The following is a 15,332-nucleotide window of genomic DNA, read 5'->3' as shown; positions in this document are numbered from 1 at the left end:
CTATGGGATGCGAAAGAATGATCGCCCTGTCGTTACGTGCCCGCACGTTGCAAGGTGGCCTTCCCGACAAACGGGGATGCCGCCGACGCGGAACGAGGGCGTTCCCTCTGCCATGATAGGGCTGTCGTGCGGCGGGAAGCCGTGCCCCGCAACACTGTCGCCTTTGACCGCGACCGGCTGGCCGTTCACGCGAAACCACGGCACTTGCAAGCCGAGTTGCGTCCCTCCGGCAGCATCGACACCGACGAGCGCAATTCCCGGCATGATTTACCCCAGTGAAAAATCAAAGTCAGATGCAACGGCGCGAAGGCCGTTGCCCGATAGTTCAAAAGTCGTTCCGTCACACTCGATCAGGAGGCGCGGAACTTTGACGACAATTTCGTCACCGCGCACCGCAACGGTCGCAGAGCCGAAGGTCATGACATTTTCGTCGCCCTTATCACTCGGAGATTTGTTCGCGTCGCTCCACGTCATAGGCAGCGCCAGACCTTGGCGGAAATCGCCCGATCCGTTCAGCACCGTCATTTGCTGCCCCCTTGATGGGGGAGCGTGAACCTTCAAAGCGCCTGCTACTTGAGCATACGGGATCGGAGGAGAGAGAAACGGCTCGTCGTCCGTCCCCCCAATGCGGAGACGGACGGTTCCGCCTTGCGGGTCAACCTCGTGAACAGTGCCCTGCGAAACCATCCCGTCGAAACGACGCTCGATCTCAGACGTTCGCCGGAGAAGGTCGGCGAGGAATTGGTCAAGCCTCATTCTCCGGCACCTCAAGTTCACCTGCCCGTTGCTCGGCAATCGTAAAGCCATCGGTAAGGTCAACGGCAGCGAGCTGGACAATTTCGTCAATCTTCACCGGCTTGGTTCCCATGATAACGGCAACGTCGTCGGCAACTCCGAGGTGACCGCGAGCGATTTGCCACGGCAAATAATCGCCGCCCGTTATCTCGGCTTCGATCAGCTTTGCGACGCCCGCATAATCGGCGTCGGCCTTCATAGCAATTAAGACCTTATCCCACGCGCTGCCTACACAAGGGGATTCACCCGGCGTCGGTTCTTCAACGTGGTCAAGTGAATAAATATACTGCCGCGCGGCGTACCGAACGCCGTTTTCATCGTCCGCTCCGCGGCGGCTTGAAATCGAGTGAACGTTCGTAACCAGTGTGCGCCAAATGTCACCCCAATACCCGCCGTCTGCGGAAAGGGCTTTCGCAATCTGCCAGCCGATCAGGCCGACCGTCGCCTCAAGCCCTGCGTCGCTTGACGGGATAGTTATAACTTCCGTTGTGTCGCCGTTCTCAACTTCGACCGTTACCTTTTGCGTGACGGCAATTTCGATCACAAGCTCAAGCTTATGATTGCCCGCGCGCAAGCCCTTTCCCGTTATGTCGATATTGTCGTCGTCAGTGGTGACGATAATCACCGGTTTGCTCTCTTTGCTTGCAACGAGGTTGACCGGATTAATCTTGCTGTCGAAAACACGATCCTCGGCGAACGTCCGGCCTTGAAGGGCGCGGATTGTAGCGAAGCGAACGGCGAGGGCTGTGAGGCTCATCGGTTACCATCCAGAACAAGAGAGATGACGATATCGCCACGGTCGGAGCTTTCCGGCGCGCGGGATAACTTGTAAGGCGGCTCATTCGGCCGCTGTATCATTCGAACGCGATCACCCTCCCGAAGCTCATACGGGATCGCTGCGAACACTTCGGGGCACAGCCATATGGCCGCATCCCTCTGCGAAAAGCGTGCGGTCGTGTTGATCTTCGATCCTTGCCGGGATCCGTCGAGAATGTCCGTCTTCGGCGTGAGCGCGACGACAGCGTAAACTCTAACGATTATGCGGGACGGGTCGGAAAGCTCGTCGGAAAAGTCGCCCTGTTTAAGCGGCTCTATCTGTACGACCTCACCAAACTCGCGTTGCACCGCCTTGAAGGCGGTGCGTACTGCGAGACTGTTCAACCGCATGGCACTTACTTCTTGCCAAGCATAAGAACCTTAGGACGTGTGCAGTATTGCAGGGCGTTCATCTGGGTATCGAGATGAATACCCTTATCGTTCGGCATTTTATACTGCTTGGTATAAAGGCGCTGACCGATTGTGTTCACAGTGTCAATGTAATCGGCAGGTGCGAACGCGGTTTTGAACAGCCCCGGAACACCGGTCGGGAAGAAATTCGCTTTGTCGCTTTCGATGAAGGTTTTCCCATCGATTACGCCGCCGCGATAGTTTTCCCAGACAATGCCGCCAAATTCAAAGATACCATAGCTTGAGCGGTTCGGGCCGATATAGCCCTCGCGCAGAATTTGAGCTTCCGACCAGCCTTTGAAAGTTTCGCGGACCTCCGGATGCGAGAGCAGAGCATCAAAGAAATTGTCACCGACAAAGGCATGAATACCGTTAAACGGAACGCCGCCCAGAATGTCGGACATTTTGCGGACGACTGCCGCGCATTTCTTGCGGAGTTCACCGTCAACAGGATTTGAGGCACCGAGAGCGAAATCGATCTCGTTTCCCTGCGTAACGCCGAACTCGGTAAAGAGGTTGAGCGTTGAACCGTCGGCATAGGTGACGATACCCTTTACCGCGCCGAGGCGGGCATGTTCTTCGGTCACAGCGAAGTTGATGACGTGGGTCTGCTGGCGCTGGCCGACTTTCATCATGACGGTTTCAAGCTGGCGCTCGGTTCCAAAGGCGCGAACGCCCTGAACTTCTTCCGCATAAACCGCATCGTTGATTTCGAAATGCGGGATAATCAGGGAGCGCATATCGCGCTTCTCTTTGCCGATTGTCGTACCCGGCGCACCGCGCGGTGTCGGCGGTACGATGGTCAGAATATCGCCCTTCTTTTCAATGGCGATTGTCGTCGTATCGACGCCGCTGGCGGTGAAAAGACCCATTTCGCCAATGCGACCTGGCTTGTATTTCAGTTCGTTGATTGCGTCGGTCAGATTGGTAACCGAAAACGCATCGTTATTGAAAATGTCCAACATCTGCGAAATCTCCAAAATTATTAAGTTATGTCGAGACGTTGGGCGTCAGCGAACGAGAATGCCAACGGAGGCGAGATCGGCAGTTGCCGCTGCCTTCTGCTCGGCGGTTACGTCTTCAGGCCATGCGATGCACTGGCCGTTAACTTCGGCGTCACGGAAGATTGCAGCGATCTTAACGGTTTCACTCGCACCGGTAACGGCCGGATAAATCGCGATAGCAGCCGCCTTTTCGCTGCCGTCCTGACCGTCAGGATCATACGCGACCGCGTGGTAATCGCCGGGGGTTTCAACACCGACCGCGATTTTAAAGCTGTCACCGGCCACAAACGCCGCTGTCCCCGCAGTGATCGTGAACTTGATTTCTTTGTTGAACGCTGCACCGACCGTGGCGTTGCCGAGGCTTGCGCCTGACGGGCTTTCAATCGCGAAAACAGTCGCGGAGGTAGCGGTCGCCGTATAGGTGCCGTTCTTCGCTTTCGAAGATACCGCAGGAGAGGCCATAGCAAGGGTACCGTCGCCTGTATTGCCGGAAGCGGCAACAACGGAGGTCGTTACGCCGCCGGCCTGCGCGAGCAGAGCCAAGACCGTACCGGCTTCGATATTCTGGCTTGCGCCGATGGTTACGCCTTCACGGGAGCGCTGGCTGTTAGCCTCGCTCAAAATAAATTCTCCCGCGTGGCGCGGTTCGTTGAACACTTTAGACATTGTTCAAATTCTCCAATGAGAGGGTTCAATCGCTGCGGATCGCGTGCGCCCGAAGGCGCTCTGGCGATCACATGCTTGCGTTAAGTTTGTCTGTGACTTTGCCCCACGACGCTTTTGTCTTTTCGACAGGGGGCTGAGGCTGGTCGGTCTTCGGGTCGAACGTGACAAGACCGCTCGGAGCTTCGCTTGAGCGCTGACCTGTCGGCTGCGGCTGCTTCTGTTCGCTTTCCGGTGCCTGCTCGGTTGTCGAGGCAGACAGGCCAGCGAGAGCGCCTTTCACAACATCAGCCGACAAGTCGGTCGTAAATGCGAGGTGCATTGCCGAAGCTTCGCGCCCTTTTGCTTCCGGCAAATTCAAAATCGCCTGAATACGGGTACGTTCCGCCGTTGCACCGATCTTCTCGCCTTCCTTGCGCGCGGCATCAATCTCTTCATTATTCATTTTTGCAATCCTCTTGCTGTTTGGTGGCGTTGGGCCGCGCCCTGCCAGTTGTGCGACAACCGCCTCGAATGTGCCGATGCGATCTGCCATCCCAGCCGCGACGGCGGCCGATCCGATAAGCACGTCGCCGCCGCCAAACTTGGCGATCACGTCGTCGGGCTTCACGCGACGGCCTTGAGCGACCGTCGCGATAAATACGTCTGCGAGTGCATCAATCGTGTTTTGAATACGAGCTCTGCCCTCGTCACTCGAAAGGTCTGTCCTCTTGCTGGGCGATTGCGAGGAGATAAATTCGCGCCGACCCGCTTCCGCATCTTTCTTACTCGTGTCCTGAAAGGCAGCACGGACGCCGATAGAGCCAAGGATCGCTGTGTCGGCGATCACGATCTCCGTTGCCTGTGATGCAAGCCAGTAGCCGGCCGAAGCCGCAGACCCGCCGACATAAGCGACAATCGGCTTGATTGCTTTGCCTGCGCGGATTGCCTTCGCCAGTTCATCAACGCCGGTCACTTCACCGCCCGGCGTATCGAAATTGAGAACAATCGACCGGTACGACGGGTTATCGAGGGCGGCTTGCAGATCACGCGCCATAATGTCGTAAGAGGTCGCACCCGAAATCGACGTGAAGATATTCGCGCGGCGGAAAAGAGGGCCGCGCGCTTCGATGATTGCGACCGTGCCCCGCTCCTGCAGGCGCTCGGCCGTCGGTACGTGCTTCGACCGATACGCCTCAAGTGCTTCGATTGAGACATTGTGTTCCCGGGCAGCGACGGAGAGAACGAGTTCCAGCCCTTCGGCTGTGATCGCCCACGGCTCCGCAAGCGCCGCCTGTAAGGCACGCGTTTCAGGCATAGAATCTTCCTTTAGGTTAGTACCGGCGCGAGCCGCCTCGGATCGCAAAGCGCCGATTAACGGGCGGCAATCCTTGCAGTTTGCGGCACTCATCCTCGGCGTCCTGAAACTCTCGACGGAGGATCAAAAGGTTTCCTTGCAGGATGGACGTTTGTACCTCCTGCTCGTTATCGCCATGCCGGAAGCGGACGCGCTGCGCAGAGCCGCCCGCAAGCCGGTCATAGTAAGCGTCTTTCAACGCTCTCGCGCGTTCACATGGGTTATCCCAATTAACCGCAACCTCGTCAGGGTGACCGATTACGTCGTCCGTCATTTCGTTTCGTCCTCCGTAATCAGTTTGTCGCCTACAGGGTCAGGCGTCATTGTATCGCCCTCCGGTAGGTAGAGAGTGGCACGTTTCTTGGCTTCACGGGAGCGCTGTTCATAAACATCCTCCCAATCGACGCCGAGATCGTTGCAAATCATTTCGTCGGACATGACGCCCATACGTTTGTAAACCTCGTGAGCCTTTGCGGCTTTGAGGTCATCGGCCTGCGGTCGGGCAGGCCCGCGCCAGTCAGCCGAACAGGCTGCGGAGCGGTTCGCAATGAACCCCATCAAACCGTTAGGGAACGGGATATTCCCCGCCTCTATCTCCTCCTCAAGCCATGCCTCGTAAACGTGTTGAAGAAAGCGGCCGCAGATATTTTTACGGCGCGCGAGAACAAGAGGCCATTTCTCGGCAGTCGCCATGCGCACGGACGAGTAAGTCGCACCGGTGTAATCACCGGTCAGCGTTTCGACCGTCATGCCGAGGCAGGTCGCAATCTCACGGAGGAGGAACTTGCTGAAAGCCTCATAGGTATCGTTCGGATGCTCCGACCGGTTCATCGTCAGCTTCTCGCCGGGGAACAAGTGAGCAATGCGCCCGCCTGATCCGAGGTCAATTTTAGTCTGCTGATACCAAGCTTGTTTAAAGCCGAACAGCGTCTCGGCCTGTGAGCCTGCACTCGCGTCCTGTTCGTTTTGATCTTGCAAAGCGTTCAAGAGAGCTTCGGTCGGTGCCTCGCTTTCGATTGTCGCGGCAAAGACAGCCTGAATAAGCGCGGCCGTCAGCGTCGCGTCGGCAAGTTGATCATACTGGCGAAGAACGCGCAGAACAGGAGCAAGCGGCGTAATACCCCGAACCTGTCCCGGCGAGCCTTCGAAGACATGCACAACCTGCGGCCGCCCTGCGCCGTCGCGTGCTGCAATATCGATCTGCTCACGAAAAACACTGTCTCTTGTAAAGCGATACGAAAGCGGGAACCCGAAATCGTCTGTCCGAATACCCTGATACATTCGGGTCATGGCGTCCGTATCTTGAACAAGACGGTGCGGCAAAACGAGTTGAACCTTTGTTCGCGTTGTCGAAACGTCGCGTCGGATCGACGGGAGGAGACTAACAGCCTCGCCATAGGCGAAAGCGGTTTTGAGAACCATCCCTGTGAGCTGCCCCATCGAGTGCTTTCCGGCTGCGTCGCACTCAACCGGATTTTCAGACCAGAGTATCCAGCGGCGTTCGACTTTACTAATCCATTCCTCTGTTTGTTTTTCATCCCATCCGAGGACAGTATGATCCGGTGTCGGGTTGAGGCGCAGGCCGGTGCCGATGGTACTCGCAACAGCCTGATTAACCGCTCCGGCAATCCAGCCGGAATTTTGCAGTGCGTCGATCGCGCGGGCGGCAGCTTCGATATAGGCAGAAAGCACATCTTCGCGGGTATCTCGAAGAGCAGGACGCCACGCGAAGAGCGCAGCAGCCCCGCCGCTGCCAGGCGACCGGAAATACTGCGCGGAGTGCTGCGGGGAAGACGCCGGAAGGTTATGCCCCGCGCCTCCAACGGCATTTCGTAAGATATCAGAAGCGCGAGAGAGTAAACCCATTGTCACAACCCATTAAATCCAGCAGCAAGCCGGGCAATACGGTCGAATTTCGACTCTGCCTCCGCTTTTGGCGCGCCGTTTGCATCAGGAACTGAGATTTTTGGCTCAGTTTTGTCGTCGTCCTTTCGACGCGAACCGGGACTAATCCGATGCGCGTTTAGTTGGTAGCCAGCCGCCGCCGCCAATGCCTCGCAGTCAAGATAATGGTTCTCGCGGGAACGCTGAACCCAGACCGGAGCACCAGTCGGCGAGGTTGTTCGAGCTTCACTTACGATCTGTTGGCAGTAATCATCCGCCGTTTCCCCATGAAGATACCAAGCTCCGAGAGAGGCCTCGCCGTCTTCCCTGATATGCGGGTACCGCAGGCGCTCATGAACCCAACTTTTCCAGTGATCAGTATCGAGCAAGTGCAGGGTAAGACCGTATTTAGAGGTCTTACCGTCGGCCTTTACTTCGATCTTTGACTGAATAATCGGACGTGTTTGTGTCCTCCGCCCTTTCGTCGGGAATACGAACCGAGGGAAACGCCGTGCGAACGAGTAAACACGATGTTCAGGCACGGCAAATTTCTTGCCCGGGCGGAAACCACTATCCACGAACACAAGACGGATCTGCAGACCATCAATCGGCTGCGTAATGAGATCGGCCAGATCATCCCATACTTCTTGTTGAGAGGTATCTCCCCACAGGTCACCGCTATCGATCAGCCAAGAGGTGGCACGCGCGCCCCACGCTCGGATAACGAACGGGAGGCGGTTTTTCTGAACATCAATACCAGCCGTTAAGAACAGGGCTTGATCCGGAAGGGTTCGGGGAAGGTACGGTGCTTTAAGCTTTGCAACTTCCTGCCACTCTGGAACATCACCACCGCCCGGCGTATAAACCTCACCGAAACCGGCGTTGACAGCAGTCTGAACCTTGTCGGTTTCACCCGATGCGAGTGCTTTTAGATACGTTTCCGCCCTCTCTCCGAAAGAAACGAAAGGTGAAGCGAGGCCGGATACCCAGAACGATAGCGTCGTCGTATCGGGAGGATCGCCGAGTACGCTCCCGTCCACATTAACTGTTTGCCCCGGCGCAACATAAATGCCCTCGGCGTTCATGGCCTCTTTGTGGACTTCCTCGATAACGCACCCGTTACGAGGACATTCGATAAAGGCTTCGCGACGCGCCTGTGCGGGCGTCGCGGTTTTCGGCCATGATAAGCACTTGAACCGAGGAACAAACCATTCGCGACAATGCGGGCAGCGCCATGTCCAATGATGCCGCGTGCCCTCCTGCCAAAGTCGCCAGATCGGCGAGGTTACATCCTCAGGGGCAACAACCCCCCAAAATTCAAGGCCGCTTTCGTGATCCATCTCAGTTTCGACCATCCCCTGCGACGGCGTTGAAGTTATGCCAGTCATGAAGTCCGCATATGTAATACCGCGAGCTTCGACAAGACCGAGTGGGTCGCCTTGTCCTTTAATGTTCGAGAGCATTTCGTCGTATTCATCGACCAGTGCCAAACCGGCAGGGTCGGATTTAAGAGCCGTTGAAGAACCGGCATGAGCCAGGCGAACGGTAACACCCGCGACACGCTTCAAGGTCTTTTTCATACGCTTACCGCGCGCCAGCTTGCGCTTGAGTTTCGGAGCCTCGTCAAAAAGCCCCATCAGGCGCGGCTCAAACTGGTCAGTGAGGAATTCACGCGACGGACCCACGTAAAGAATAGGAACTGGCCGCGTATCACAGCGGTAACCGATTACGTCAAGGATCGTCTCGGTCTTGCCGCTCTGCGCACCGGTGACAAGGACGTTCCGGGTATAACGGTTATCATCAAACCCCCGCGCATAAGGGACAATGTAAGGTGTAAGTAAAGGGTCACGTTGACCCGGCTTTCCGGAGGTCGGTGGGTAAACTCGGTTATCCGCCCCCCATTTGTCAGGAGTCGTTTTCTCCGTCGGCTCCCAAAGGATCGCTGCCAGATCGTAAAGCCTCACCCGCTTCTCTGAACTTGCCTTGTGATCGAGCAAACGCCCCATTTAATCCCTTCTCAATCTCCGCGCGCAATTTCACATCGCGCGTTACCGCTGCGGGGATGCCGGTAAGTTCTGCGCGTAGTGTTGCAAAAACATTTGAGACGATGGCTTCAACGTCTTCCATATCGACGAGACGACCTTCCTCTTTCCCGATCCGGAGTTCGACCTCTCTTTGCCGTGCGGCCTTAAGGCCGCTGTCGGCCGCTACTTTAGACGACCTCCGTTCCTCGTCTTTAAGGGAGCGGACATAACCTTGAACTACAGCAACCAGTGGGTACTTTCCCTTTATTGCCTCGGGGATATAACCATTCGCCGATAGCTGACGAAGCCATTGAGATGTAATACCCAACAGTGAAGATGCCCCACTCGTTGATAGCATTTCTTCACCCGTAAGGTCGATGATTGCGGACGAGGTCGAAGTTGTTGTGGCCTTTTTTGCCATTTCGATTTTCCTCAAAATGCAAAGCAAACTCCGATTTTCCAAATTTGGAAAACGCTCATATTCAGGGGTGCAGCGTGACCGCACAGCTTGCCTATGGGGTAAGGTACCTTTTCTTTGCCCCTTGACGTTGCAATGCAGAGGCGCACAGAGCGGCGGAAGCAAACTAATGACTTTGATGAAGCTCGTTACACCTTGCTCGTCTGCGGCCCTCTATGTGACTTTCCCACTGGCGCATCGCCTACCACTTGAACAGGCGTATGAGCTCGTGCTCGACGCGCTTCATGGTAAACCCGTCGACTTGCTTCCACTTAGCTACGGTTGGATCTTTGGTGATCTCTCTCGCAATGTTGGGACCGAACAGCGGTTCGACTGGCCCGCGTTCTGGACTGGTACGTTTATAAACCTTGCCATCATAAGCAGGCACGATGAATGTGGATTTGAAAACTCGGCGCTGTTTCCAAGGCGCAGCGCTTACGCCTTTCTTACCTTGCTTTGCTGCAAAGAGGTTGAGGTTCATCTCATTACCAGTCGCTTCAAGGGAGTAAGAAAGTTTATTCGGGTTAGCCCGTTTTGTTTCAACGGCCTTATTAATTAAGCCGTATTTAATTCCTGTCTGGCTGACGAGGGAACGCTTGACCTGTGTCCGCGCCATGTCGCCGCCTCGGTTAAGAGCATTTGCAAATATACGTCTAGTTTTTCCCTCACCTGCGACGTTCAGGGCTTTGCCAAACTTTTCATAAATGTCGTCCTTTGTGATGACGATATCACCGGACATAGTTATTCACGCCTCTCATCTTTGGACAATAAAAAACCCCCGACAGGGGGGGTAAACTGTCAGGGTTCGTTTAATGCTGTCATAGCTCATAAAAACCGAGCATGATAATCATTATCATTCATTTCGATGCCGTCAATATAACCAGTTAAACTTATGATTTTACTCAATTATATTTAAATTTATTAGTATAAATTAAGGCAATAAAAAAGGCCGGGGCAACTCTGCACCGACCTTCCTACTCACCATTTAATTACCAGTGCCAGTACATCCGTGGTCAAAGGTTTAAATTGATGAAGACGTTTGTGAGCGCTGTGAGAAACGCGCTGCATAGCAACGTCTATGAAACCTACATAGATAGCGATTGTGTTCTAAACAAGGATACAAACGATTTTTTTAATTCTGCTGTACCCAGTTAAGTTTGTCAGGGGTAACTCCTACCTCTGATGCAACCTTAATTGCTCGCTCCTTCAACTCCTTAGGAACCTCTGCTGTGCGTGATAGAACCCAAAAATATTTTGGACTTGAACCAACAATAATTGCCCAACGATAATCTTCATCAAGCGCCACAATGTTATAGCCACCATAAAATGGGCCAAAGAACGAGACTTTAAGAGCGCCTTCATATTTATCGCGCACGAATTCAGCCGTTCCCGATGCATGCTTATATCTACCAGAATTTTCATCAAAACCGCTGTTAAGCACATTCACTGTGCCATCACCATTAAGCGTGTATTCAGCGGTTGTTTTAATCAGACCTTTTTCAAATCTGTTATCAACGCGCGCGACTTCAAACCACTTACCTAGATATCGATCAAGCTCGAAACCAGTAACCGGGGATACATTTTCGGGAATTTCAGGGTGAGTAGCTTTAAACAGCTTGTATCCTGCGAACAAACCCACTGCGGCCAATAATAGCTTTTTTGCGCTCATAACAAACTCCTGTCAGTTATAAAATGAACGCATCTAACTGGGTGTAGTTCCTTTAGCTGCAAACGAAAAACAAAAAGGCAGCCTTTAAGCTGCCTCTTGCATTTCCGGATTATGGCTTGGTTTTGCCCCTTCACTCATCCAATGCATGACTGTTGCCATCTTACCTAAATCTATACCTGATTTTGGCAGCATTGGCGACACCCTTGACCAGTCAGGACATTGTAAGGATTGGGTTTTTTTCCAAATGATCGCGGCTAAATCAATTATCTGAGCATCTAAGCGTCGCTCTGCAGTCCTACGAACACGACCCGTTTTTTCGCAGAATGACCGGAATGACCCCACCTTTTTCGGCGCCGCCATACACATGGCATACTGTGAAAGGATCAATCGGCGCTCGATATCGTGCACATACTCCGGCACCCAATAATATAACACTTCCTCAGCTCTGCTAATTGCCTTGCTGGATGGCACATATCTTATATTGCTTCCGTTGTTTCCATAACCCAAAGAATGCCCGCCGATAGTTTCATCCTGATATGTAGGCCAGAATGTCCGAACTGCAGATGGCCGGATCATACCAACATTCAAATGCAGCATCGTGTCTGCCGCTTCAATGATCCGTGCACGAACCACAAATGATAGCTCCATAATGAGTGCAGCGTTTTCATTCAGCTGATTAAAGGTCAAGGCGGATTTCTGGCTCATCAAGTATGACCTCCAATTGCTTGTAAATTAAAGTTCTCAATGTCGGCCGGACTGGCCAAGGCCGTCGCGCTACAGCTTCACCGCGCAAAACACCTAGTGGAATCTGATCAAAGGCATCAAGCGCGTCGCCGGCTCGTTCCGCCCAATCTGGGCGCTGGATAAGCACATCAGAGATTGCCCCGATGGTTTCCGACCATAGTTCATCACGGTTATTGTTGGTCTGCCGGATACACCGCAAAACAAAGATCAGGTGACCATCACCATAGCTGTTACGGATTTCATGCATTGTACCTCTGGCGTGGCTCTGTGCTGCAGCTCGGCGTCGGTAGATCGGCACCAGCTTAATACCCAGACCGTCCAGAAGTGTATCAAGTTTCCCTTTTGCCATACACCACCATCAGAACATTGCATCGAAAGAGGCTTGCGCGGTTTCTTCATGCGGAGAGCGAAACACTGTGTATTCCGCATCGAACAGAATTTGAGCATCCTGATTGGGTTCACCACGGCGGCGCTTATGGTTGATTACAGCTGCTTTGCCACGACTGGCATCATATTTCCGGACTAACTCGTCGCGGCGTTCCTGATGCGTCTCCTGCGGGATCAGCTCTTTGTAGAGAGGTTCTGGCCGGTAAAGAGAAAACCACACATCAAGGTTTTGCTTCACACCGCCACCGCCATAGGCATCACCCATCATCGGGCGGATATTCCCCTTAGCTTTCCACCGGCCTTTCCATTCTTCATTACGCTGGATCAAGATAACGATTGCCACATCAAGCGACTTTGCCAGTGCTTTAAGTCCACGGTACAAAGCATTCACACGCTCAGCGAACAATTCATTCGATTTGCCCGGAAGATTGATCATCTTGGCATGGTCGATAATCACAAGATCCAGACCGGCAGAGCGCTTCATTGCTTCCATCTTGATACGAATGTCAGACAGGGTGCAGTCTGAGAACGCAACGATATCAAACGGCAGATTCATGGACTTCAAAAGCTCAGCTTCAATGCTGCCCTGCTCTTTCGTGTTCAGAGAATAGGAATCCAACCGGCCGAGACTGATCCGACTTGCCTGTGCTGCGGCTTGCAATGCCGCCTCCTCATCCGTAATTTCAATGGAGAAGAAGGCGGACTTGAAGCCAGCTGTTGCCGCATGCCGGCACTGTTGCAGGCTAAAGCTGGTTTTGCCGCCACCACTATCAGACATGAAGCCAATCAGGTTGCCGCGGCGAATTTCACCGGCCACTTGTGTAATCTCAGGCAGGAACCACGGTATCAGCGTGTTCTGTTCAAGACTGGCCTTTGCAACCCGTTCAATAGCTTTCGGGAGCAACACGCCGTATTTCATGGAACCGGCGCGTTCATCGCCCTCACGGGAGATTTCAGTCAAGCGATCTGCCGCTCCTGCAATCAGTTTTGCAGGGCTGGTATCGATCGGCATAGATACTGTCTGATCAATCAATGACTGTGCCAGCATATAAATCTGGCGGCGTGACCAGACTTCAAGAATGCCCCGCCCCCAGTCATAGACACTCATATTGCCAACGGCCTCACCTGCAAGCCGCACAAGGTACTGGTACAGGTTCAGATCATCACTGATTTTCAATTCGGCATTGATATAAGGCTTGAGCGTCACCGGATTAGCAGTGCGCCCCTCGCTGATCATCTTTGCTGCTTTAGCGTAAACATCGGCATGGTATTCATTAGAGAAATGCTGAGGTTTCAGGAACTCACCAACGCGAAAATAAGATGAATTATCCAAAAAAATACTGCCCAGCAGATACTGCTCATGCTCAATGGCATCCGGCAACTTTGGTTCAATGTTTGACTGGTGATAGGTCATGCCACTGCCCTCGCCAAACCATTTGTGATTGTGCTACTCAATCCCGTATCATTAGCGGGGACGTGGAAATGTTTCGCGGCAAAGAAAGCATTTTTGTAACTATTATCTGTGCCGCGGGCATGGGAATGTTTGTAGCCCTTTGGCTGCTCGATTTTGCTGTCGTACGTATCGATGCATGCGAAGAAAGTGAAAGCCGCGGACTTTGCCTCCGCGGTTGGATAAGCGCTCTCAGCGGATGGGCGGCAGCAATAGGTGCTCTTATCGCTGCCGGACTGACTATTGCAAAATTGCGTGAACAAATTGCTGATCAAAAGCGACAAACAGACTTCATTATTGGTGATAGTTTGCCAATAATAGAGTGGGCACAAAATCAGGACCACTTCGCCATCAGGATTAAAAATTATAATCGCCACCGCGTTCAACTTGTCGAAATTGAGAACAAATCCGCATTTGTCATTGGCCTCTGGCTGCATGTATGCGATCCACAAGACTCCTTTCAAGCTCGGCCGTATAAGCAGAGCATTGGACTTAACGAAAAACTTGACGTGCGACGGATCATGAGCCCCATCATCATGGGAGGATATGAAGGAAATGGAGCAGCCATCCCAGTCATTAATATCCGAATGGATCCGGTTAAGGTTGCTCACATTAAACAGGCTCGAAACGAATTTGCTTGTCAAATCACAGTTCAGGTTCAAGACAACACTCAAACTAAACATAGTCTCGTTATTAAAGGTTCTGGAACTTCCATGTAGCCCTGTCATGCCGCTGCCCTCATATTGAGCATCTTAAATGTCTGCGTATTTGAGGCTGCAAAGGCGATGCCCACCGCTTCCGCAGCATCCGCAGTCTTCACATCAATGCGCAGCGCTCTCGCTCTCTCAATTGCTGGCGTTTTCCAATCGTTCTGCCACTTTCCGCCTTGAGGGTGGCGCTTTATTTTGATGAACTTTTTAGGCGGCTTAAATCCGCTACCGTAATAAGCTTTATGCCAAGTCTGCGGGGCAATCGTCTCAAAAGGAATGCGATACGCTGCCACGATAGCGATAACCGCTCCGGTATAGGTTGGTAGCAACATTTGGTTGGAATTCACTGTAGAGGTAGCAGCATCACCATCGATAAGGTCGTTGTTGTATTTCTCAAACTGCATGATGTTTGGGAGCGGACGCTCTATCGCTACATAATCAAGTGGCTTACGACGGCGGACTTTCGTAAAATATTTGCGGCCATCTTCATCAACACGCTCTTCATCAACATATTCATGGAGCTCAGCAATCAACTGCGTTGCCAGAGAGGCGGCCTTTTCATCAGATGATTTACCCTCCGCTTTTATAACACCAGTCTTTACAGTGGATAGCGATGCGTTCGTGTCTAACCATGCAAATCCGGTCTGCGTTGCCACATCAAGCCCAAGAATAAGCGCCATCACTTAGCCTCCACGATTGAAATAAGAGAATAGATTTCCGCGCCATCCTCAGATCGGGTAATCTTCAAACCCTCAGCTTTAAGCTGCTGGTTCACGCGGATCAGACTATTTTGGAACTGGACATAAGCGCCGACCGGCTGTGATTTCGGATTATCAAAACCGCAAGCATGCATGATGTTGCCACGGGCAATCCAACTGCCTGAATTTGCGCGCATGTAGACGCGCAGGCGATAATCACGAGTCTCATTATCTTGCTGTAAGGCTGGCGCGGTTGTCATGATTTACCCAATTATCCAGAGATA

The 15,332-nt window shown here is 53.0% G+C and carries 19 protein-coding genes; 1 reads left to right on the top strand and 18 read right to left on the bottom strand.

All coding sequences use genetic code 11. From position 1 onward, the window contains the following. The 16 genes from F7P81_RS17270 to F7P81_RS10665 form a co-directional block, all read right to left on the bottom strand. A complete protein-coding gene (locus F7P81_RS17270) occupies positions 1 to 264 on the bottom strand; it encodes a PAAR domain-containing protein (RefSeq protein WP_151159503.1) in 264 nt (87 codons plus the stop codon). A 3-nt stretch (positions 265 to 267) separates the two neighbouring features. After that, on the bottom strand, positions 268 to 756 hold the full coding sequence (locus F7P81_RS10735; RefSeq protein ID WP_151159502.1) for a phage baseplate assembly protein V: 489 nt from the start codon (positions 754 to 756) through the stop codon (positions 268 to 270). Next, the gene (locus F7P81_RS10730; protein ID WP_151159501.1) at positions 746 to 1,552 is read right to left on the bottom strand and encodes a hypothetical protein; all 807 of its coding nucleotides are present in this window, start codon (positions 1,550 to 1,552) and stop codon (positions 746 to 748) included. The genes F7P81_RS10735 and F7P81_RS10730 overlap by 11 nt, the downstream gene beginning before the upstream one ends. Continuing rightward, positions 1,549 to 1,962 (bottom strand): hypothetical protein, encoded by a 414-nt coding sequence (locus tag F7P81_RS10725; RefSeq protein WP_151159500.1) that lies wholly within the window; start codon positions 1,960 to 1,962, stop codon positions 1,549 to 1,551. The genes F7P81_RS10730 and F7P81_RS10725 overlap by 4 nt, the downstream gene beginning before the upstream one ends. Positions 1,963 to 1,967: 5 nt before the next feature. Next, positions 1,968 to 2,987 (bottom strand): major capsid protein, encoded by a 1,020-nt coding sequence (locus F7P81_RS10720; protein WP_151159499.1) that lies wholly within the window; start codon positions 2,985 to 2,987, stop codon positions 1,968 to 1,970. A gap of 45 nt (positions 2,988 to 3,032) precedes the next feature. After that, complete coding sequence (locus F7P81_RS10715) at positions 3,033 to 3,692, bottom strand: head decoration protein (protein WP_151159498.1); 660 nt, start codon at positions 3,690 to 3,692, stop codon at positions 3,033 to 3,035. A 67-nt stretch (positions 3,693 to 3,759) separates the two neighbouring features. Continuing rightward, positions 3,760 to 4,986, bottom strand: coding sequence for a S49 family peptidase (locus F7P81_RS10710; protein ID WP_170265249.1), 1,227 nt, complete (start codon positions 4,984 to 4,986; stop codon positions 3,760 to 3,762). 16 nt (positions 4,987 to 5,002) lie between these two features. Further along, complete coding sequence (locus F7P81_RS10705; RefSeq protein ID WP_151159496.1) at positions 5,003 to 5,299, bottom strand: hypothetical protein; 297 nt, start codon at positions 5,297 to 5,299, stop codon at positions 5,003 to 5,005. Further along, entirely contained in the window at positions 5,296 to 6,891 is a 1,596-nt protein-coding gene (locus F7P81_RS10700; RefSeq protein WP_151159495.1) for a phage portal protein, read from the bottom strand. Before F7P81_RS10700 ends, F7P81_RS10705 begins: the two co-directional genes overlap by 4 nt. 2 nt (positions 6,892 to 6,893) lie before the next feature. Then, positions 6,894 to 8,915 carry a terminase gpA endonuclease subunit gene (locus F7P81_RS10695; protein ID WP_238481515.1) on the bottom strand — a complete coding sequence of 674 codons (2,022 nt, stop codon included), beginning with the start codon at positions 8,913 to 8,915 and terminating at the stop codon, positions 6,894 to 6,896. Further along, the gene (locus F7P81_RS10690; protein WP_151159494.1) at positions 8,815 to 9,354 is read right to left on the bottom strand and encodes a terminase small subunit; all 540 of its coding nucleotides are present in this window, start codon (positions 9,352 to 9,354) and stop codon (positions 8,815 to 8,817) included. Before F7P81_RS10690 ends, F7P81_RS10695 begins: the two co-directional genes overlap by 101 nt. A 238-nt stretch (positions 9,355 to 9,592) precedes the next feature. After that, positions 9,593 to 10,129 carry a hypothetical protein gene (locus tag F7P81_RS10685; RefSeq protein ID WP_151159493.1) on the bottom strand — a complete coding sequence of 179 codons (537 nt, stop codon included), beginning with the start codon at positions 10,127 to 10,129 and terminating at the stop codon, positions 9,593 to 9,595. 393 nt (positions 10,130 to 10,522) lie between these two features. Then, the gene (locus tag F7P81_RS10680; RefSeq protein ID WP_151159492.1) at positions 10,523 to 11,059 is read right to left on the bottom strand and encodes a lipocalin family protein; all 537 of its coding nucleotides are present in this window, start codon (positions 11,057 to 11,059) and stop codon (positions 10,523 to 10,525) included. Between the two features lie 84 nt (positions 11,060 to 11,143). Further along, positions 11,144 to 11,764 (bottom strand): hypothetical protein, encoded by a 621-nt coding sequence (locus F7P81_RS10675; RefSeq protein ID WP_151159491.1) that lies wholly within the window; start codon positions 11,762 to 11,764, stop codon positions 11,144 to 11,146. Beyond that, on the bottom strand, positions 11,736 to 12,152 hold the full coding sequence (locus tag F7P81_RS10670) for a hypothetical protein (RefSeq protein WP_151159490.1): 417 nt from the start codon (positions 12,150 to 12,152) through the stop codon (positions 11,736 to 11,738). Before F7P81_RS10670 ends, F7P81_RS10675 begins: the two co-directional genes overlap by 29 nt. Before the next feature lie 9 nt (positions 12,153 to 12,161). Beyond that, positions 12,162 to 13,604, bottom strand: coding sequence for a DnaB-like helicase C-terminal domain-containing protein (locus tag F7P81_RS10665; RefSeq protein WP_151159489.1), 1,443 nt, complete (start codon positions 13,602 to 13,604; stop codon positions 12,162 to 12,164). A gap of 68 nt (positions 13,605 to 13,672) precedes the next feature. Here F7P81_RS10665 and F7P81_RS10660 point away from each other — a divergent pair, with 68 nt between their 5' ends. Beyond that, entirely contained in the window at positions 13,673 to 14,359 is a 687-nt protein-coding gene (locus F7P81_RS10660) for a hypothetical protein (RefSeq protein WP_151159488.1), read from the top strand. A 5-nt stretch (positions 14,360 to 14,364) separates the two neighbouring features. Here the strand turns inward: F7P81_RS10660 and F7P81_RS10655 are convergent, their stop codons facing one another. Continuing rightward, positions 14,365 to 15,030 carry a hypothetical protein gene (locus tag F7P81_RS10655; RefSeq protein ID WP_151159487.1) on the bottom strand — a complete coding sequence of 222 codons (666 nt, stop codon included), beginning with the start codon at positions 15,028 to 15,030 and terminating at the stop codon, positions 14,365 to 14,367. Next, a complete protein-coding gene (locus F7P81_RS10650) occupies positions 15,030 to 15,308 on the bottom strand; it encodes a hypothetical protein (protein WP_022711607.1) in 279 nt (92 codons plus the stop codon). The genes F7P81_RS10655 and F7P81_RS10650 overlap by 1 nt, the downstream gene beginning before the upstream one ends. Positions 15,309 to 15,332 lie beyond the last annotated feature (24 nt).

It is taken from the genome of Pseudochrobactrum saccharolyticum (assembly GCF_008801715.1).
Taxonomy (GTDB): Bacteria; Pseudomonadota; Alphaproteobacteria; order Rhizobiales; family Rhizobiaceae; genus Pseudochrobactrum; species Pseudochrobactrum saccharolyticum.
Note: the sequence above shows the minus strand (reverse complement) of the source record. Positions and strands in the feature narration are given on the sequence as shown.